The sequence below is a fragment of the Methylobacterium indicum genome (assembly GCF_017347565.1).
Lineage (GTDB): Bacteria > Pseudomonadota > Alphaproteobacteria > Rhizobiales > Beijerinckiaceae > Methylobacterium > Methylobacterium indicum.
In genome coordinates this window covers 1,274,562-1,293,082 of the sequence record NZ_AP024145.1, presented here as the reverse complement: position 1 = coordinate 1,293,082, position 18,521 = coordinate 1,274,562, and the positions used below count along the sequence as shown (strand labels likewise).

General features: G+C 69.1%; 14 protein-coding genes. 5 read left to right on the top strand and 9 right to left on the bottom strand.

Features of this window, described 5'->3' with window-relative positions; genetic code table 11:
- Positions 1 to 17 precede the first annotated feature (17 nt).
- Together miv_RS05945 and miv_RS05940 are read right to left on the bottom strand one after the other, a co-directional pair.
- On the bottom strand, positions 18 to 1,223 hold the full coding sequence (locus miv_RS05945; RefSeq protein WP_207181867.1) for a fumarylacetoacetate hydrolase family protein: 1,206 nt from the start codon (positions 1,221 to 1,223) through the stop codon (positions 18 to 20).
- A 154-nt stretch (positions 1,224 to 1,377) separates the two neighbouring features.
- On the bottom strand, positions 1,378 to 3,357 hold the full coding sequence (locus tag miv_RS05940; protein WP_207181866.1) for a putative bifunctional diguanylate cyclase/phosphodiesterase: 1,980 nt from the start codon (positions 3,355 to 3,357) through the stop codon (positions 1,378 to 1,380).
- 209 nt (positions 3,358 to 3,566) lie between these two features.
- On the opposite strand from miv_RS05940, the gene miv_RS05935 reads away from it, so the two are divergent.
- The 3 genes from miv_RS05935 to miv_RS05925 all read left to right on the top strand — a co-directional run bounded on the left by miv_RS05935 (position 3,567) and on the right by miv_RS05925 (position 4,946).
- On the top strand, positions 3,567 to 3,833 hold the full coding sequence (locus miv_RS05935; protein ID WP_048425872.1) for a hypothetical protein: 267 nt from the start codon (positions 3,567 to 3,569) through the stop codon (positions 3,831 to 3,833).
- Between the two features lie 228 nt (positions 3,834 to 4,061).
- Positions 4,062 to 4,658 (top strand): metallophosphoesterase, encoded by a 597-nt coding sequence (locus miv_RS05930; RefSeq protein WP_207181865.1) that lies wholly within the window; start codon positions 4,062 to 4,064, stop codon positions 4,656 to 4,658.
- 15 nt (positions 4,659 to 4,673) lie between these two features.
- Positions 4,674 to 4,946 carry a hypothetical protein gene (locus miv_RS05925; RefSeq protein ID WP_207181864.1) on the top strand — a complete coding sequence of 91 codons (273 nt, stop codon included), beginning with the start codon at positions 4,674 to 4,676 and terminating at the stop codon, positions 4,944 to 4,946.
- Between the two features lie 62 nt (positions 4,947 to 5,008).
- On the opposite strand, the gene miv_RS05920 is transcribed toward miv_RS05925, so the two are convergent.
- Positions 5,009 to 5,794, bottom strand: a complete 786-nt coding sequence (locus miv_RS05920) for a hypothetical protein (RefSeq protein ID WP_207181862.1) — start codon at positions 5,792 to 5,794, stop codon at positions 5,009 to 5,011.
- A gap of 602 nt (positions 5,795 to 6,396) precedes the next feature.
- The gene (locus miv_RS05915) at positions 6,397 to 8,688 is read right to left on the bottom strand and encodes an NADP-dependent malic enzyme (protein ID WP_207181860.1); all 2,292 of its coding nucleotides are present in this window, start codon (positions 8,686 to 8,688) and stop codon (positions 6,397 to 6,399) included.
- Positions 8,689 to 8,917: 229 nt separating this feature from the next.
- Between miv_RS05915 and mutS the strand changes: the two genes are divergently transcribed.
- On the top strand, positions 8,918 to 11,698 hold the full coding sequence (gene mutS, locus miv_RS05910; protein ID WP_207181859.1) for a DNA mismatch repair protein MutS: 2,781 nt from the start codon (positions 8,918 to 8,920) through the stop codon (positions 11,696 to 11,698).
- A 73-nt stretch (positions 11,699 to 11,771) separates the two neighbouring features.
- On the opposite strand, the gene miv_RS05905 is transcribed toward mutS, so the two are convergent.
- Positions 11,772 to 12,374 carry a TetR/AcrR family transcriptional regulator gene (locus miv_RS05905; RefSeq protein ID WP_207181858.1) on the bottom strand — a complete coding sequence of 201 codons (603 nt, stop codon included), beginning with the start codon at positions 12,372 to 12,374 and terminating at the stop codon, positions 11,772 to 11,774.
- Positions 12,375 to 12,449: 75 nt separating this feature from the next.
- Here miv_RS05905 and bdcA point away from each other — a divergent pair, with 75 nt between their 5' ends.
- The gene (bdcA, locus tag miv_RS05900) at positions 12,450 to 13,178 is read left to right on the top strand and encodes an SDR family oxidoreductase (RefSeq protein WP_207181857.1); all 729 of its coding nucleotides are present in this window, start codon (positions 12,450 to 12,452) and stop codon (positions 13,176 to 13,178) included.
- A gap of 135 nt (positions 13,179 to 13,313) precedes the next feature.
- Here the strand turns inward: bdcA and miv_RS05895 are convergent, their stop codons facing one another.
- The 4 genes from miv_RS05895 to miv_RS05880 form a co-directional block, all read right to left on the bottom strand.
- On the bottom strand, positions 13,314 to 14,279 hold the full coding sequence (locus tag miv_RS05895; RefSeq protein ID WP_207181856.1) for an ATP-grasp domain-containing protein: 966 nt from the start codon (positions 14,277 to 14,279) through the stop codon (positions 13,314 to 13,316).
- The gene (locus miv_RS05890; protein WP_207181854.1) at positions 14,272 to 16,179 is read right to left on the bottom strand and encodes an NAD(P)/FAD-dependent oxidoreductase; all 1,908 of its coding nucleotides are present in this window, start codon (positions 16,177 to 16,179) and stop codon (positions 14,272 to 14,274) included. The genes miv_RS05895 and miv_RS05890 overlap by 8 nt, the downstream gene beginning before the upstream one ends.
- A gap of 533 nt (positions 16,180 to 16,712) precedes the next feature.
- Positions 16,713 to 17,135, bottom strand: coding sequence for a response regulator (locus miv_RS05885; RefSeq protein ID WP_207181852.1), 423 nt, complete (start codon positions 17,133 to 17,135; stop codon positions 16,713 to 16,715).
- An 11-nt stretch (positions 17,136 to 17,146) separates the two neighbouring features.
- Positions 17,147 to 18,313 (bottom strand): PAS domain-containing protein, encoded by a 1,167-nt coding sequence (locus miv_RS05880; RefSeq protein ID WP_244748888.1) that lies wholly within the window; start codon positions 18,311 to 18,313, stop codon positions 17,147 to 17,149.
- Between the last annotated feature and the right edge of the window lie 208 nt (positions 18,314 to 18,521).

Below are 18,521 nucleotides of genomic sequence, written 5' to 3'. Positions count from 1 at the left end.
TACGCCCTCGGGCCGCCTCACGCCCCGAGGAGCCCGCGGCCCGCGAGGTTGCGCATCAGCGCCGCCGCCCCGAAGGTCCAGGGCTCGCAATCCTGGCAATGGCGCATGCGGTTGACCAGCGCCCCGAGCCCGGGGCTGCGGATCACCACCCGGTCGCCGACCTGGTGGGTGAAGCCCTGGCCCGGCGCGCCGCGGTCCTCGACGGGGGCGAACATCGTGCCGAGGAAGAGCACCGCGCCGTCCGGATACTGGTGGGTTCCGCCCATCATCGCCTCGACGAGGTCGGCCGGGTCGCGGCTGATCTCGGAGAGCGGCGACGTGCCGGCGAGCTCGAACCCGTCCGCGCCCATCACCTCGAGGCTCACCACCGTGCGCCGGACGTGGTCGAGCGAGAAGCCGGCATCGAACAGGCGGACGAACGGCCCCAGCGCGCAGGAAGCGGCGTTGTCCTTGGCCTTGCCGAGCAGCAGGGCCGAGCGGCCCTCGAAGTCGCGCAGGTTGACGTCGTTGCCGAGCGTTGCCCCGACGATGCGCTGGTCGGAGGCGACCACCAGGGCGATCTCGGGCTCCGGATTGTTCCACTGCGAGCCCGGATGCAGGCCGGCCTCCTGGCCGCAGCCGACCGCCGAGAGCGGCTGGGCCTTGGTGAAGATCTCGGCGTCGGGGCCGATGCCGACCTCGAGGTACTGGCTCCACGCTCCCTGCGCCACCAGCACCGCCTTCAGGGCCATGGCCTCGGGCGAGCCGGGCTTCAGGCGCCGCAGGTCGTCGCCGACGAGGCGGCCGACCTCGAGACGGATCGCCGCCGCAGCATCCGGGTTGCCGCGGGCCCGCTCCTCGATCACCCGCTCCAGCATCGAGACCGCGAAGGTCACGCCGGCGGCCTTGACCGCCTGGAGGTCGATCGGCGCCAGGAGCCAGGGCCGCGACGGGTCGCGGGTGTCCGGCGGCGTGTTGGCGAGCACCGCGTCGAGGGTCCCGACCGTCTCGCCCGCGGCCGCCCGCAGGGCGGCGGCCGGGTCGGCGGCCTCGCACAGGTCGCGGATCGTCGGGAAGGCGCGGGTGATGTCGACGAGCTCCGGCGTCCCGTCGGCCCCCGGCCGCACCGCGACGGTGCTCGGGCCGTTCAGCTCCGGCCGCCAGACGCGGCCGGCGAGGGCGCCGGCGCAGCCATCCTCCGGCAGGATGGCGCGGGCGTCGAAGGCATCGAGGATCGGCTGCATGACTTGGATCTCCTCCCGGCCGGCTCCCGTTCGGCGGGGGCGCAGCACCGGGAGAGACCTAAGCCGATCGACCGCGGCGGGAAAGCGCCGAGACGCCGGATCGCCTGCGCGTCGGCGCCGGCCTGAATTCGCCGCGGGGCGGGCCGGGGCGGGGTCAGGCGGCGTCGGGCCGGCAGGCCAGGGCCTGGTGGAGCGCCTGCTCGGCCGGGACGGGGCGGCCCAGATGGTAGCCCTGGACGAACGGGCAGCCGAGGCTGCGCAGCACCGCGAGATCCTCCGCGGTCTCGACGCCCTCGGCCACCACTTCGAGATCGAGGGCGCGGCCGAGGCCGAGCACCGCCTGGACGAGCCCGCGCTTGTCGTCGGATTCCGCGAGCCCGGTGACGAGGCTGCGGTCGATCTTCACCCGTCCGGCCCGCAGCTGGCGCAGAGAGGCCAGCGACGAGTAGCCGATGCCGAAATCGTCGAGCGCGACGCCGATCCCGGCCCGCGACAGGGCGAGGAGCTTGCCCTGCACCGCCTCGATGTCGAGGGCGGTCTCCTCGGTGATCTCGATCTCGAGCGTCGACGGCGGCAGGCCGAGCGCCCGCAGGCGCTCGAGCACGATCTCGTCGACCGGGATCTGCACCATCTCCCGGGGGGAGACGTTCATCGCCACCCGGACGTGATGGGCGCCCCCGGCCCGCAGGGCCTGCAGGGCGGCGCAGACCTGCTCCAGGATGACGCGCAGGAGCGATTCGGTCAGGCCGGCCCGGGCCGCGGCGGAGACGATCTCGCCGGGCGGGATCCAGCCGTGGACCGGATGGTGCCAGCGCACCAGGGCCTCGAGGCCGGCGACCACGCGGCCGCCCTCGCCGAAGATCGGCTGGAACCAGACCACGATCCCGCCCTCGGCGAGGGCGTGCGACAGGTCGCGCTCGCTGTCGCGCCGCATCTCCAGGCGCCCGCGCAGGCTCTCGTCGAAGATCCGGAAGCGGTTGCGCCCGGCGGCCTTGGCGGCGTGGAGCGCCGTGTCGGCGCAGCTCAGCATCTGCGTCAGGTCCGGGCCGTGGGCGTGGCACAAGCCGGCGCTGATGCCGAGCCGCCCGGCATCCAGGCCCTCGATCGGCTCGACCACCGTCCGGATCAGCGCCGCCGCCAGGTCGGCGGGCGGCAGGGCCGTGCCCGGGTCGTACAGGACCGCGAACTCGTCGCCGCCGAAGCGGGCCGCCAGGGCCTCCGGCGGCAGGCTCCGGCGCAGGCGCCGGGCGACCTCGATCAGCACCCGGTCGCCGGTGGTGTGGCCGTAGACGTCGTTCACCGACTTGAAGCCGTCGAGGTCGAGGAGCATCAGGCACGGCGCCGGGCCGGGGCGCTGGATCCGCTCCTCCGCCGCCAGGGCGAAGCCGGCGCGGTTGTTGAGGCCGGTGAGCACGTCGTGGGTGGCGCGCCGGCGCATCTCCTCGGCGAGCGCGGAGGCCGCCGCGTGGGCCTCCTGGCGCGAGCGCGCCAGGGCCGTGGCCTCGTTCTTGAGCCGGCTGGTGCGGCGGAAGTTCCGCTCGGTCTCGACGGCGCTGCGCAGCAGGGCCGCGAGGTAGAGCAGCACCGTCAGGGCGAGGCAGACCCGGTCGAAGCCGCCGGCCCAGGCGAGGCAGCCCGCCGCCGTCAGGAGCGGCGGCGTGATGAAGCTCGCGGGGATCGCCGCGAAGGCCATGCCGTGCGTCACGGCGCCGGCGGTGATGCCGCAGGTCACGATCAGGTAGAACAGGGTCTCGGGCGAGGTGTAGCCGTCGCACAGGAGCGGCACCAGGGACCAGACGATGCCCGACAGGAGCGCCGCCAGGGTGGCGAGCCGCAGGTGCCGGTCGACCGAGCGCGCGCCCTCCAGGGCTTGTCCCGGCGTCATCGCCTCGCCGGCCGCGAGGCCGGGGCAGGGTGCCCGGCACAGACCGACGCGCAGGAGGTTCACGGCCGAGGAGACCGCGAACCAGGCAAGACCGGCGCGTCCGCTCCCGGCCTGGAACGCGACCAGGGCGCTGGCGACGCCGAGGAGCGCGTTGATCAGCATCGCGGGCTGGATGCTGCGCCGGACCGATTCGAGCTGGTCGCGTCGGATCGATGCGCACAGATCCGGGTCGTCGCTCGTCGGCAACATGTCGGAGCCTGCTTCCTGGCTGCCTCGTGCTGACATGTCCCCTCGGCGCGTCAGTCGTCTTCCCTTACCGGCTGCCGGTAAAGAATCGTTGACCGGGGGATGCGTCAACCCTTGCGTATCGCGAAGTTCGCCCAATCCGGCCGCCCGACGCGACGGAACGTCGGCCGAGCCTGGCCGTTGAATTCGCGTCGCAGAGCGGAGGAGGCAACATGCGGAACGTGGCGAAGGCGGCCGTGGTGGCGGTCGTGACGCTGATGGGTGTCGGCGCGGCCGAGGCCAAGGGCTGCATCAAGGGCGCGATCATTGGCGGCGTGGCGGGCCATTACTTGGCCGAGCGCGGCGTGGTCGGAGCGGTCGCCGGATGCCTCGCGGGCCGGGCCCTCGCCAAGCGACGCGACCGGCAGCGCGAGGTCGATTACGGCGCCCGCGTCGGACCCCGCGACGGCTACGCTCCGCGCCGGACCTACGGCTACTGAGGGCCGAGACCCAAGCAGATTTCGCCGAAGTGGGCACCGGTTCGGCGGCAAGAATCTGCGACACGACAAGAACCTGAGCGGGCGAAGCGTTGGCCTGCCAACGCAAGTCTGCTTGGTGAGAGGCGGCGCCGTGTCGGTGCCGCTCGTCCTCGACGCGGCGATCGGTCCCGTGCCGACGAGGCCGTCCGCCCCATCTGACACGGCCTCCGTCACGCCCCGCGGGTGCTCATGGCCGTCTTCTTCACCGCCGACACGCATTTCGGCGATACCCACATCCTGCGTCAGCGCGGCCGGGTGTTCGCGTCCATCGAGGAGCACGACGCGACGCTGGTGGCGAACTGGAACGCGGCGGTGGGACCCGACGACGAGGTCTGGCACGTCGGCGATTTCGCGGCCCATGCCGAGCGGGCCCATTGCGCGGCGATCTTCGCGCGCCTGAACGGCGTCAAGCGCCTGGTGCGCGGCAATCACGACAGCAACCGCGTCCTCGACCTGCCCTGGGCCGACCCGCCGGTCGAGAGCGCCCGCGTGACCCTGCGGGAGGAGGGCCGCGAGTGGCGGCTGTTCCTGGCGCATTACGCCCACCGGGCCTGGCCCGGCCTGTGGCGCGGCACCCGCCACCTCTACGGCCACACCCACGGCACCCTGGCCGACACCACCCGCTCCTGCGACGTCGGCGTCGATGCCTGGGATTACCGCCCGGTGCGTCTCGCGGCGCTGGCGGCGCGCCAGGACGGGGCGACGCTGGTGCCGGAGGAACTGGTGCGGGATCAGGCAAGAGAGCGGGCCCAGGTCGAAGCCGCCCGCGAGGCGGGCGGTGATTGAGATCGGAGGCGAAAGATGACGCGCCCCCATTTTTTCTTCACCGACGACCCCACTCTTGACGAGGCATTCGCCTCTCGCGGGCTCGCCAACGCGGTCGAGCGCTTCTTCCGCGCCGACGACACCGGCGAGGAGACGGACTCCACCGGCGCCGTTGTCCCGGCCGCCCACAGGCATGCTTGGGGCGTCGATCAGGCCCAGTTCGCCGAGCATATGAACGAGGACGCCGTCTTCCTCGCCGAGCCGACTCGGCCGCGGTGGGAGCGGGTGGTTGTTAGACACCGCCGATAGATAACTTTACGTGTAGATAGATCCGATAGCATGCTAGGCAGCGCTCTTGTGTTGCCTCGTGATCATTCTCTTATATAAATCGGATAGCTCGATAATTTGGCTTCCTCCAGAAAAATATCGCGATATAATTTATTTCTAACATTGATACTTCTGTTAAAAATAACCGTCATTAGCTTGTTAGATAATCCGGTTGCAATGACATCTTCTAGTCCCCTAGAAGCCTCATAAGCAAAAATTGATAATTTATCTGCATCTGTTTTATTCAAATATTTGAAACCCGGATCTATAATCGTGATATTCCTAAATAATTCTGGAGACATTGCGAAAAATATCTCGCGTTCTCGGACATTTATGTCTGTGCGTATGTTTTCTTCTAGTTTATCATTTGGTAACCTCTCCATTCTGAAGCTAAGCCAAACGGAATACACTTCTTTGGATAGTGTTTCTTCATACTTCTTTCTCGCTGCCTTAATAGTTTCTTTATCTGAAGTAATGAGATTAGAAATGCTTTCTATATTTTTACTGGCTGAAATTGCACTATCGAAATCTGAAACTCCACGGAAAGCATTGTCAGACGTAATGTTGTAGGCCAATACAGAGTACGAAGTGGCAATAGATGATATTTTGTCTAGCATTTCTTCTGTTTTGTTAAGTTTTTTATCAATTCTTGCTTCTAATCCCCACCCCTTGAACGTTTCTATATTAGGAAGAAGAAGCATCGCAACTGAAAATCCCGCCAGAACTATGCAAACAGATACCCTTCCTTTGTAAGAAAGCCACAATAACATGCAGCCAGAAAACGCCGCCAAGATAAGCGGCAACGCAGATGTGACATTGTTGATGTACATACAGACAGCCTTCCATTTGCGGCTATACTAGCATGTCCTTACCTGCCAAAGAAGCGGTTGACCCGTCTGGCGGTCTACGGCAGAACACCAGGGTCCCGAGACGCACGCCCGGAGCCGCAAGGTGCCCGGGCATTTTGCTGTCTGCCTGATAGAATGTAGCTCAGTCGGCAGAACACCGCCCTGTTAAGGCGAGGGGCGCAGGTCGGAGCTCTGCCGTTGCAGCCAATCCGTTGAAGGCACACGGCCCCAGGTTGTTCTCCACGGAGACACGACCCGAACCTGTGTGACATCATTGGATCGCAACGACCCTCCGACAGCGTTCCCACGACGCGAACGAATTGCGCTGCTACGTGGCATAGGTCGACGCATTGGCGCTTGCGTCCCGAACTGACACGAAGCCAGTCCATCGTCGACAAAAGATGCCCTTGCATATCGGATGCGCGCCCACGCGGCCGAGAACGCCTCGAAGGAGGGCTCCAGATATCGCTACGATCCCTAAAGCCCTCCTTCGAGGTCAGTCGATCGTTGATCGACTGACGCCTCAGGATGAGGTTTCGGATAGGACGAGCGGGGTCGGTGTGGCCGACCCCGACGATCGCCGCTCAGCCGCCGATGTTGTAGGCGGCCAAAGCCGCCATGTTGACGAGGTCGGAATCGGTCGCCCCGAGCGGGACGATCTGCACCGCCTTGTCGAGGCCGACGATCAGCGGGCCGAGCACCTGGGCGCCGCCGAGTTCCTGCAGCATCTTGGTGGAGATCGAGGCCGAGTGGAAGGCCGGCATCACCAGGACGTTGGCCGGCTGCTTGAGGCGGCTGAACGGATACTGGGCGAGCAGGTCCTTGTTCAGCGCGACGTCGGCCGCCATCTCGCCGTCATACTCGAAGTCGACCCGCATCCCGTCGAGGATCCGCACCGCCTCCTGCACCTTCTCGGCGCGCTCGGCCTGGGGATGGCCGAAGCTCGAGAAGGACAGCATCGCCACCCGCGGCTCGTAGCCGAGGCGCCGCGCCACGCCCGCCGCCTCGATGGCGATGCCGGCGAGTTCCTCGGCGCTCGGCATCTCGTGGATCGCCGTGTCGGCCACCAGCACCACCCGGCCGCGGGCGAGGCAGAGCGAGACGCCGATCACCCGGTGGCCGGGCTTGTGGTCGATGACCCGGCGCACGTCCTCGAGCGCGACCGAGTAGTTGCGGGTGGTCCCGGTCACCATCGCGTCGGCATCGCCGAGCGCCACCATCGAGGCCGCGAAGTGGTTGCGGTCCTGGTTGATCAGGCGCTGGCAGTCGCGGAACAGCAGGCCCTGGCGCTGCATCCGGGCGTAGAGGAACTGCGCGTAGACGCCGTTGCGGTGGGACTTCGCGGCGTTGTGGATCTCGATGTTGTCGCGCCCCGCGAGGTCGATGCCGGCGGCCTCGGCATTGGCCATCACCCGGTCCTCGCGGCCGACCAGGATCGCGGTGCCGAGACCCTGGTTGACGAAGGAGACCGCGGCGCGGATCACCACCTCCTCCTCGCCCTCGGCGAAGACGACGCGCTTGGGGTACTTGCGCACCCGCTCGAACACCCGGTTGAGCGTGCCGGCGACGGGATCGCGCCGGGCCGAGAGCTGGGCCCGGTAGCGGTCCATGTTGTCGATGGGCTTGCGGGCGACGCCGGTCTCCATCGCGGCCTTGGCCACCGCCGGCGGGATGGTGTGGATCAGGCGCGGATCGAACGGCACCGGGATGATGTATTCGCGCCCGAAGCGCGGCCGGGTGCCCTGGTAGGCCGCCGCCACCTCGTCCGGCACGTCCTCGCGGGCGAGCGCGGCGAGCGCCTGCGCGGCCGCGATCTTCATCTCCATGTTGATCGTGGTCGCGTGCACGTCCAGCGCTCCCCGGAAGATGTAGGGGAAGCCAAGAACGTTGTTGACCTGGTTGGGGTAGTCCGAGCGCCCGGTCGCCACGATGGCATCGTCGCGGACCTGCGCCACCTCCTCGGGGGTGATCTCGGGGTTGGGGTTCGCCATCGCGAAGATGATCGGCTGCGGCGCCATCGAGGCGATCATCTCGGGGGTGAAGGCGCCCTTCACCGAGAGGCCGAACACGATGTCGGCGCCCTCCATCGCCTCCACCAGCGTCCGCTTGTCGGTGGCGACGGCATGCGCCGACTTCCACTGGTTCATGCCCTCGGTGCGGCCCTGGAACACCACGCCCTTGGTGTCGCACAGGATCACGTTCTCGGAGCGGAAGCCGAGCGCCTTGACGAGCTCGATGCAGGCGATGCCCGCCGCGCCCGCGCCGTTGACGACGAGCTTGGCCTCGGAGATGTTGCGGCCGGTCAGGTGCAGGGCATTGACGATGCCCGCCGCCGAGATGATCGCGGTGCCGTGCTGGTCGTCGTGGAAGACCGGGATGTCCATCAGTTCCCGCAGGCGCTCCTCGATGATGAAGCACTCGGGGGCCTTGATGTCCTCCAGGTTGATGCCGCCGAAGGTCGGCCCGAGGTAGCGCACGCAGTTGATGAACGCCTCGGCATCCTCGGTCCCGACCTCGAGGTCGAAGGAATCGATGTCGGCAAAGCGCTTGAACAGGACCGCCTTGCCCTCCATCACGGGCTTCGAGGCGAGCGCGCCGCGGTTGCCGAGGCCCAGGATCGCGGTGCCGTTCGAGATCACCGCCACGAGGTTGCCCTTGGCGGTGTAGTCGTAGGCGAGCGCCGGATCGTCCGCGATGGCGAGCACCGGCACGGCGACGCCGGGCGAATAGGCGAGCGACAGGTCGCGCTGCGTCGCCATCGGCTTCGTCGCCACCACCTCCAGCTTGCCGGGCCGGCCCTGCTGGTGGAACTGCAATGCCTCCTGGTCGGTGAAGGTCGGGCGCTTGCCGCGGGTGACGGGGCGGGACTCGCTCATGCCAAGCTCTTCTCGTGCGACCAGAATCAACCTCTGGGGGACCCGTCCCTTAGGGCCATGATCCGGCCGGCTCAAGCGGCGCCGGGACGGCAAAGCGCGCCGCCGCGGGATTTCCGCGGGGGATGACGATCCCCATCATCCCCGCTCTGCCGGTCTGGAGCGTGGCCGCGGGCCTCTGTTAGTCTGGCCGACCACTTCGCCGCGGACCCGACGACAGCCCCCTGATCTCATGACGATGGACAGCGACACCGGCCGCCTGCTGCGCGACGAGGCTTACGAGCCGACCGACGCGGCGCCCCCGGCCCCCGCCCGCGGCCGGCGCTCGGCTGCGCCCGACGACGAGGCCAAGGTCTCGCCGATGATGGCGCAGTACATCGAGATCAAGGCGGCCAACCCCGATTCCCTGCTGTTCTACCGCATGGGGGATTTCTACGAGCTGTTCTTCGCGGATGCCGAGATCGCCTCGCGGGCGCTCGGCATCGTGCTCACCCGCCGCGGCAAGCATGGCGGCGCCGACATCCCGATGTGCGGCGTGCCGGTGGAGCGCTCCGACGACTACCTCCAGCGCCTGATCGGGCTGGGTCACCGGGTCGCGGTCTGCGAGCAGACCGAGGATCCGGCGGAAGCCAAGAAGCGCGGCTCGAAGTCGGTGGTGCGGCGGGAGGTCGTGCGCCTCGTCACGCCCGGCACCATCACGGAAGACCGCCTGCTCGATCCCGGCCGGGCCAACGTGCTGCTGGCGCTGTCCCGCCGGCGCGCCTCGGAGGCGGGCTGGACCTACGGCTTGGCGGCCGTCGACATCTCGACCGGTCGCTTCTCGCTCGGCGAGGTCGAGGGGCCGGGGCTCGCCGCCGAGATCGCCCGGCTCGACCCGCGCGAGATCGTGATGGGCGACGCGATCCACCAGGATCCCGACCTCGCGCGGCTGTGGCGCGACACACGAGCCGCCGTCACCCCGGTCGGGCGCGGCGACGTCGATCCGGCCTCCGCCGAGCGGTCGATCAAGGAGCAGTTCGGCGTCCAGACCCTCGACGGGTTCGGTGCCTTCAGCCGGGTCGAGGTCGCGGCGGCGGGTGCCGTCCTGCATTACATCGCCCGCACCCAGCTCGGCGCCAAGGTGACCTTGAGCCCGCCCACCCGCCAGGCGGCGGGGGCGAGCCTGATGATCGACGCGGCGACGCGCCAGAACCTGGAGCTGACCCGCACGCTCTCGGGCGAGCGGGCCGGCAGCCTGCTCGCCGCCATCGACCGCACGGTCGGCGGAGCGGGCGCACGCCTCCTCGCCGAGCGGCTGGCCGGTCCCTCGACCGACCTCGCGCTGATCCGCCGCCGCCACGACGCGGTGGAGTTCCTGGTCTCCGAAGGACCGCTGCGGGCGGAGTTGCGGGCGGAACTGGCGCGGGCCCCCGACATGGCTCGCGCCCTCACCCGCATCGGCCTCGGCCGGGCCGGGCCCCGCGACCTCGCGGCCCTGCGCGACGGGCTCATGGCTGCCCGCGGCATCGCGACGGCGCTCGCCGGCGCGGGCGCGCTGCCGGGCGAGATCGGCAAGGCGGCACGCCTGCTCGCCGGGCTCGACGAGGCGCTCGCCGACGAGCTCGCCGCCGCCCTCGCCGACGACCTGCCGCTCCAGCGCCGCGACGGCGGCTTCGTGCGCGAGGGCTACCGCGCCGAACTGGACGAAACCCGCACCCTCCAGCGCGATTCGCGCCAGGTCGTGGCCGGCTTGCAGGCCCGCTACGCCGCCGAGACCGGCTGCCGGACGCTGCGGATCAAGCACAACAACCTGCTCGGCTACTTCATCGAGGTGCCGCAGGCCTTCGGCGAGACCCTGCTGAAGGATCCCTGGCGCGCCACCTTCGTCCACCGCCAGACCATGGTGGACGCGATGCGCTTCACCAGCGTCGAACTCGGCGAGCTGGAAACCAAGATCGCCAACGCCGCCGGCCGGGGGCTCGCCCTCGAACTCGAGATCTTCGAGAGCCTGTCGAAGGCCGTGATGGCCGAATCCGATTCGATCGCCGCGGCGGCGAGTGCGCTCGCGGCTTTGGACGTCGCGGCCTCGCACGCGGAACTCGCCGTCGAGCTGAACTGGACCCGGCCCACCGTCGACGACGGCCTCGCCTTCCGGATCGAGGGCGGGCGCCACCCGGTGGTCGAGGCGGCCCTGACCAAGGCGGGCGAGGCCTTCATCGCCAATGCCTGCGACCTGTCGGGGCGCGAGGCGGGCCAGATCCTCCTCGTCACCGGCCCGAACATGGGCGGCAAGTCGACCTTCCTGCGCCAGAACGCGCTCATCGCGGTGCTCGCCCAGATGGGCGCCTACGTGCCGGCGATCTCGGCCCATCTCGGCCTCGTCGACCGGCTTTTTTCCCGCGTCGGCGCCGCCGACGATCTGGCGCGGGGCCATTCGACCTTCATGGTCGAGATGGTCGAGACCGCGGCGATCCTCAACCAGGCGACGAAGCGCTCCCTCGTCGTCCTCGACGAGATCGGACGCGGGACCGCGACCTTCGACGGCCTGTCGATCGCCTGGGCCTGCCTGGAGCACCTGCACGGCACGAACGGCTGCCGGGCCCTGTTCGCCACCCATTTCCACGAACTGACGGCCTTGGCCCAGCGCCTCGACCGCCTCTCCAACGCCACCCTCAAGGTGACCGAGTGGAAGGGCGACGTGGTCTTCCTGCACGAGGTGGTGCCGGGCGCCGCCGACCGCTCCTACGGCCTCCAGGTCGCGCGGCTCGCCGGCTTGCCCGCCCCGGTGATCGCCCGCGCCAAGGCGCTGCTCGCCGAACTGGAGCGGGGGGAGGGCGGATCCGGTAGGCGGAAGGCACCGGCCGAGCTGCCGCTCTTCGCCGCGATGCCGGCCGCGCCGCCCCCGGCCCCGCCGCCGGTGGAGAGGCCCGACCCGGTCGGGCTCCTCCTCGACGGGATCGACCCGGACGCCTTGAGCCCGCGCGAGGCGCTGGACGCGCTCTACCGGCTCAAGGCGGCGCGGTCGGAGGGGTAGGGTCCCTCGCGCCTCGTTCCCTCGCCGGATCGCCCGAGAGCCGCATGACGGCATCGTCCCCCCGACGCCCCGCTCACCGCGGCGCGTCGGCGGCCAGCGCCTGCGTCAGGGCCCGGCCGGCGAAGCGGGCGGTGGCGAGGAGGCGGTCCGGGCCGTGGCCCTCGCGGGCCATGGCCGAGAGGCCGACCATCATCGTCACGACGTAGTCGGACAGGCCTTCGGCCGAGTCCGGGTGGGTGGCCGCGACGAAGCGCCGGATTGTCTCGCCGCCCGCGCCGGTGAGCGCGCGGGCGGCTTCCCGGGCCGCCGGATCGAGGCAGCGCGTGCCCTCGATCGCCAGGCACCCGGCGGCCCCGGGATCCGCGCCGTAGCGGCGCGCGGCCTCTTCCAGCAAGGCGGCCAGCGCCTCGGCCACCGGGCGGCCCGGGCGCAGGATCTCGGCCAGCGGGATCCCCCCGGTCTTCGAGTAATGGCCGAGGGCGCGGGCATAGAGGCCGGCCTTGCTGCCGAAGGCGGCGTAGAAGCTGGGCGGGTTGATGCCGAGCGCCTCGGTGAGATCGGCGACGCTGACCGCGTCGTAGCCGCGGGCATGGAACAGCCGCTTCGCCACCGTGACGGCCTCGTCGGGATCGAAGCGGCGGGGACGGCCGCGGGCGCGCGGTGATTTTGTAGGCATCGATACAAAAAGGCTTGACCGGGGACTCGGACGATTTATGTAGTGTTCACTAACTTAACCCTCAAGGAGGGCCCGATGGCCGCGTCCCGCGACACGTATTTTCAGGGCAAGTCCGTTCTCGTGCTCGGCGGCAGCCGGGGGATCGGGGCGGCGATCGTCCGGCGCTTCGCCACCCAGGGCGCCCGGGTGACCTTCACCTACGCGGGCTCGCGGGAGGCGGCGGAAAAGCTGGCGGCGGAGACCGGCACGGTTGCCGAGAAGACCGACAGCGCCGACCGGGACGCGGTGATCGCCCGGGTGCGCGAGAGCGGCCCCCTGGACGTCCTGGTGGTGAATGCGGGCGTGGGCGCGTTCGGCGATCCGCTGGAGCAGGATCCCGACGAGGTCGACCGCCTGGTCCGGATCAACGTGACCTCCCCCTATCACGCCGCCGTGGAAGCGGCCCGGCGCATGCCGGAGGGCGGACGGATCATCGTGATCGGCTCCGTCAACGGCGACCGGATCCCGTTTCCCGGCCTGTCCGCCTACGCGATGAGCAAGTCGGCCTTGCAGGGCATGGCGCGGGGGCTGGCGCGGGATTTCGGGCCGCGCGGCATCACCGTGAACGTCGTCCAGCCCGGCCCGATCGACACCGACATGAACCCGGCGGACGGGCCGATGAAGGATGTCATGCATGCCGTCATGGCCCTCAAGCGCCATGGCCGCCCGGAGGACGTGGCCGGGATGGTGGCCTGGCTGGCGGGGCCGGAGGCGAGCTTCGTGACCGGGGCGATGCACACGATCGACGGCGGCTTCGGGGCGTGAGCGGCACCGCGCCGTCGACATGGTGGTGTCGATGGCGCGGTACCGCGCAGGCTTAGCGAGGAGACGCTCAGGTGACGGTCTTCGGCGGCTCGCCCTGCCGCCGGATCCCGGACCGGTGGCCTGAGTTCCAGAGGGTCAGGCGGCCCGAATCCGCGGTCGACCGGGCCGGTGACGCGCGATCCCCTCGGCCATGACCGTCGCGTAGCGTCCGAAGGCTTTTCCCTCGGGCAGGAGGAGGCGGGGGATCGCCAATTCGCATTCGAGCAGCTGCAGGCGGCCGTCGACGCCCTGGAGCCCGTCGATGCGGGCAAACCAGAGCCGGCCGTAGCGCCGTTCGAGCGCGTCGTTCACCCCCGTCGCCCAGCGTTCTTCGGCGGGGTTGGGGTTCCAGCGATGGTTCTGCCCACCCAGTCGCTCGTGCGCCCACCAGCCTCCCCGGTTGCCGACGGTCTTGCGCACGACGTGACTCAGTGCCCCGCCGAGGAACACGAACGAAAGCTCGCCGAAATCGAGCACGGAGGGCAGGAAGGGCTGCACGATCAGCGCATGCGTCAGGGCGAGGGCGGCCATCTCGGCCTGTTTCGCGAAGACGCCCTCCTGCAGAACGAAATGGTGCGCGTCCAGCGCCGGGCCGGACCGGGACACCCGGATGGTGTTCCAGGAGCCGGACGACACGGTCGGCTTGACCACGACGTCGTCCCAGCCCGCCTCGTCCATCGTTCTGACGACGTCGAATGAAGCCCCTTTGGCGATCCACCGGGTGGGGACGAGCTCGATGCCGTCCTCGGAGAGCTTGCGCAGGTAGCGTCCCTTGTCGAGGGCATCGAGGACCAGGGGCAGGGGATTGGCCAGCGGAATGGGCCCGCGCGGTGCCGCGAGCAGCCGCTCGTGAACGCGCTCCACCCGCTCCTGAAAGTCCGGCTCCTTGTGGTACCACCGGCACATGCGCAGGTTCACGAGGTCGATCTCGTCGAGATCGAGCCTGTCGAACGCGGCGAGATGGACCATCCGTGCCTCGACGCCTTCGGCACGAAGGGCATCCTCCACCGCGGGATATTCGAGATGGGGCGCGCCGAGGCTGAGATAGACCGCCTTATGCATGGGAGCCTCCTGCACGGTTCGGCAGATCGGAGGTAAGGGGCGAGGATGTCCCGGCAGCCTTCGGAGACGACCTCGTCGCGATCTTGCGCCGCGTCGTGTCCAGGGCGTCGTAGACGTAGCCGAATGCGAAGGAAGCCAGGAGACCCAGCGGCCGTAGCCTGATGACCCAGTCGAGCTTGGTGTTGATTGGGATCGGGAGGTGGTCGAACCACGTCGCCGTCCCGTCGGCGCGCTGGGCGGCGGGCTGAACGAGGTCGCGTGCGCTGATGTCGAGCACCTTCCCGTTCCGGGCGAAAGGCAGCCGCCAGATCCGCGGCAGCGGAGCCGTCACCGACAGGACGCTCTTGAGCGGAGGCGGGACGATGCCGTGTTCCTGGCGCCAGCGCGCCCGTTCGGCGATCTTGCGCTGGAGGTAGCGCTGGAGGCGCTGCACCCGTTCGGGGGATAGGCCGAGCCAGTAGGGCGACCGGGAGTAGAACAGGCGGCGTTCCACGTTGCGCCGGAGCCGTTCCAGCTCCGGGGTCTGCCGATCGGAATAGCCTTCGGTCCGCACCAGCCAATGCGTCAGCTTGGCCCGGGTACGCCCCATGCACCAGAAGATCGCCATGTCGAGGATGTGGGATAGCAGGAAGAACCGTGAATCCTCGATCGCGGGCGTATATTTCTCGCGCACCATGTTGCGCATCATTGCCCAGTCCTGCCGGGTCGCCTCGTTGATGCGATCGATGTAGTCGTGATCGGCTTCGCCGGTCTTGACTTGTCTCTCCATGACGTTGGCGATATGCCAGCTCGAGACCAGCGCCAGCGCGATGCCCTGGCTGTAATAGGCGTCGATGATGCTGCCGGCGTCGCCCGCCATCGCGTAGCGCTTGGCGCTGACGAAGCGGTCCGTCCAATGCTGGACCTGGCGATAGGCTTGAAATTCGAGCAGCGTCTCCTCGCCGATGATGCCGTCGAGCACCGGGTGCCGGCCGATCAGGGCCCAAAACTGCTCCCGCAGCGTCCCCTCGGCTGGTGTCCTGCGCAGGTCGAAGGTCACGCCGACGCTGATCCGGTTCTGCGAGAGACGGATGACCCAGATCCAGTAGCCGACGCCCCACAGATGGACAGTGTAGAGGTCCCGCGGGGTCCGCTGGCCCGATGCGAGAAGGGCGCTCCACTGTTCGCCGAATTTGGCGTCGTCGACGTGCGAGAACTGCCCCCAGGCCGCGGAGGTCTGGAACTCGTCGTCCCGTTCCCGGCGTTCCGCGCGGTGATCGAGCTGTCGGGCCAGGAGGCGGTTGCGCCCGGAGCAATCCATGATCCAGCCAGCCTCCAGGGGCGGCTCGTCCCTGGTGCCGGCGAGCGTGAGGCGGTGGGGGGCATCGGTCTCTGAGAGAGCGATCGATTCCACGAAAACGTCGTCGAGGAACCGGATGTTGGGGTGCCGGCGGACGGCGTCGCGCATTGCGGCTTCCGCGTCCGGCCGCGCGATCTGCATGTCGAGGAACATGCAGCGGAACCATTTTTTGTCGGGGGCGTGGTCGAAAAGGTAGTGCGGCGGATGCGGATCGGCGTTGACCGCCCACTCGGTGGTTCCGGAAAATTCCGCCCGGTGTTCGGCCCCGACCGTGAACCACACGCCGAGCTTGATGAAGGATTCCTCCGAGATGAACCGGTCCAGCTCGCCGACGGTGCGCAGGAAGGCGCTCGTGAACACCAGGAAGGACTCGCCGACCTTATAGCTGTCCTTCCGGCTCGCGACGTTGTCGACGAGCGTGACATCGAGACCGCGCTTGGCGAGTTGCAGCGCATTGGTCAGCCCGACGATGCCGGCACCGACGACGACGACATCGCTGTAGGTCTCGCTCCTGGATGCAGGTGGTGCTCGGTGGGGGCGGACTTTTACTGAGGTAGGCATCAGCTACACCTCCGTCGAAAGCGTCGTCATGGCGCCGCCGGTGCGGCAGCGATCGACGCGGGCGGCTTTGCGCCTGTGCGCCGTCGCCCGCCGGCTCTGCGATCCTTGGCGCGTCGGCCGCGGCGTCGCCCGGATCGTCATCGGGATGGGGCCGAGCGCGACCCGCTTGACCAGGCTGCCTGACCGCTCAGGATTTCTGAGGGATGGGATATGAAGATGTTATCGATGTGTAGATTTATTGGCGATATCGACTATGTCGCCCAGAAATTTTTACGCCGAGATGATGAAATGACCTAGAGGCATGTTAATTAAAATTTTGTAATTTCACCGGGAGGGGGCGGATACCGGAGGTTGCGCCACGGCGATGCCCACGCCCGATCTGTCACAGCGGCCAGCGTAGCGGAATGATCCGGGGGGCGGGCCCATCCCGGCTCGATGATGCCGGGCCGGAAGGGCAGGGCACCCGCCGAGGACCCGCAAACCGGACCACGGTTCTTTGACGGAACGACCGGCCGCCGACCCGGATGGGTGCGTCAACCCCCGCCTCGATTCGCAAGCGGCGCGAGCACCACCCCGTCCGGCACGTCCGTCGGCGCCCCGCCGTGACGGCACCCGGCGAGGTAGGCCAGGGCTGCGCGGATCACGCGCTCGGAATACGGCTTGGCGATGATCCCGGCGGCGCCGGCGAAGTCCAGCGGGATGCGCTTGGCATTGGCGGTGGTGAACAGGACGGTCAGGCCCGGCCGGCCGCTCAGGTCCTGCGCCACCGCCACGCCCGTCGGTCCGTCGGCGAGATGGACGTCGACCAGGGCGACGTCGGGGGCGAGGTCGCGGGCGAGCGCGATCGCCTCGTCGGAGCGGGCCGCCACGCCGACCGGGACGTGGCCCGCCTCCTCGATCAGGCATTCGAGCTCGAGGGCGATGAACGCCTCGTCCTCGACGATGAGAACCCGCAACGCCGGGCCGCTCAACGCCCCGGCCCCGAGCCGGGCCCCGATCCCGATCCTGATCCCGAGGATCCCGATCCCGAGGATCCCGATCCCAAGGGGAGGACGACGTGGGCGCGGGTGCCCGGCGCCAGGTCCTCGACCACGAGGCTGCCGCGCAGCTGGCGCACCAGCATGCCGACGAGGTCGCGGCCGAACGCCTCCGGATTGACGGGGGCGTCGGGCAGGCCGATGCCGTCGTCCCACACCTCGAGCACCAGACGGTCGCCCTCGCGCCGCGCCGTGATGGCGATCCGGCCCCGGCGGTCGCCCGGGAAGGCGTGCCGGACGGCGTTGACGGCGAGTTCGTGCATCAGGAGCGCGAGCGGCGCGGCCATCGAGGCCGGGACCGCCAAGGCCTCGACCTCGACCGTGAGCGCGATCCGCTCGGGGTCGATCCCGGCCCCGAGCTCGATGGCGAAATCGTCCGCGAAGTCGCGCAGGTCGAAGCGCGAGACGTCGTCGAGGGTGTAGAGCAGGCGGTGGACGGTGGCGAGCGCCCCGATCCGGTCGGCCATGCTGCGCAGGACCTCGCGGCAGGCCGCGTCCTGGGCGCGGCGCGCCTTGAGCAGCACCAGGGAGGAGATGACCTGCAGGTTGTTCTTCACCCGGTGGTCGACCTCGTGCAGCAGGGCGGTCTGCTGGTCGAGGGCGGACTGGAGCGCCCGGTTGCGCGCCTCGACGTCCTGGGCGAGGAATTCCTTCTCCCGCATCAGCGCCCGTTCGGCCTGCCGCGTGCCGGTGACGTCGGAGAGGAGCGCGAAATAGGAAGAGACCGTGCCACGCTCGTCGCGCACCGGCGAGAGCGACATGGCGTTCCAGAACGGGCGCCCGTCCTTGCGGTAGTTCAGGAGATCGACCTGGATCGGCTCGCCGTGCGCGACGGCCTCCCGCACCCGGGCGATTGCAGCCGGATCGGTGTCGGGACCCTGGAGGAAGCGGCAGTTGCGGCCGATCACCTCGTGCGCCTCGTAGCCGGTGACGCGGCAGAAGGCCGGGTTGGCGAACACGATCGGGTTGTCGGGCCGGCCCGGGTCCGTCATGATCATCGGCGTCTCGCTCGCCCGGAAGGCGTCCGCGAAACGGGCCTCGTTGGACAGGTCGGTCGCCTGCGCGGGGCCCGCCTCGGCCTGCCTGGGAGCATCCAACCCGATCATCCGCACTCGCCCGCCGACGGCCGACCCCGGCCGGAGGAGCCCGGACGGAGCAGGGCTGTCGCCCCGTTCACCACAGCGAACCCACGACCCGGGGCTGGGTTCCCGCCGGTCGCGTAAGCTCCGGTGGATCTAATCTTAATCCTTTCTCCATCATGATCCCGCCCACATCCTCGGGTCGAGTGCCGGCGACTGCCGGGCA

Coding starts and splice junctions, on each gene's coding strand:
- miv_RS05895 (WP_207181856.1), bottom strand. CDS start 14,279: ATGCATAAGGCGGTCTATCTCAGCCTCGGCGCGCCCCATCTCGAATAT.
- bdcA (WP_207181857.1), top strand. CDS start 12,450: ATGGCCGCGTCCCGCGACACGTATTTTCAGGGCAAGTCCGTTCTCGTG.
- miv_RS05935 (WP_048425872.1), top strand. CDS start 3,567: ATGCGGAACGTGGCGAAGGCGGCCGTGGTGGCGGTCGTGACGCTGATG.
- miv_RS05945 (WP_207181867.1), bottom strand. CDS start 1,223: ATGCAGCCGATCCTCGATGCCTTCGACGCCCGCGCCATCCTGCCGGAG.
- miv_RS05920 (WP_207181862.1), bottom strand. CDS start 5,794: ATGTACATCAACAATGTCACATCTGCGTTGCCGCTTATCTTGGCGGCG.
- miv_RS05915 (WP_207181860.1), bottom strand. CDS start 8,688: ATGAGCGAGTCCCGCCCCGTCACCCGCGGCAAGCGCCCGACCTTCACC.
- miv_RS05925 (WP_207181864.1), top strand. CDS start 4,674: ATGACGCGCCCCCATTTTTTCTTCACCGACGACCCCACTCTTGACGAG.
- miv_RS05890 (WP_207181854.1), bottom strand. CDS start 16,179: ATGCCTACCTCAGTAAAAGTCCGCCCCCACCGAGCACCACCTGCATCC.
- miv_RS05930 (WP_207181865.1), top strand. CDS start 4,062: ATGGCCGTCTTCTTCACCGCCGACACGCATTTCGGCGATACCCACATC.
- mutS (WP_207181859.1), top strand. CDS start 8,918: ATGACGATGGACAGCGACACCGGCCGCCTGCTGCGCGACGAGGCTTAC.
- miv_RS05940 (WP_207181866.1), bottom strand. CDS start 3,357: ATGTTGCCGACGAGCGACGACCCGGATCTGTGCGCATCGATCCGACGC.
- miv_RS05905 (WP_207181858.1), bottom strand. CDS start 12,374: ATGCCTACAAAATCACCGCGCGCCCGCGGCCGTCCCCGCCGCTTCGAT.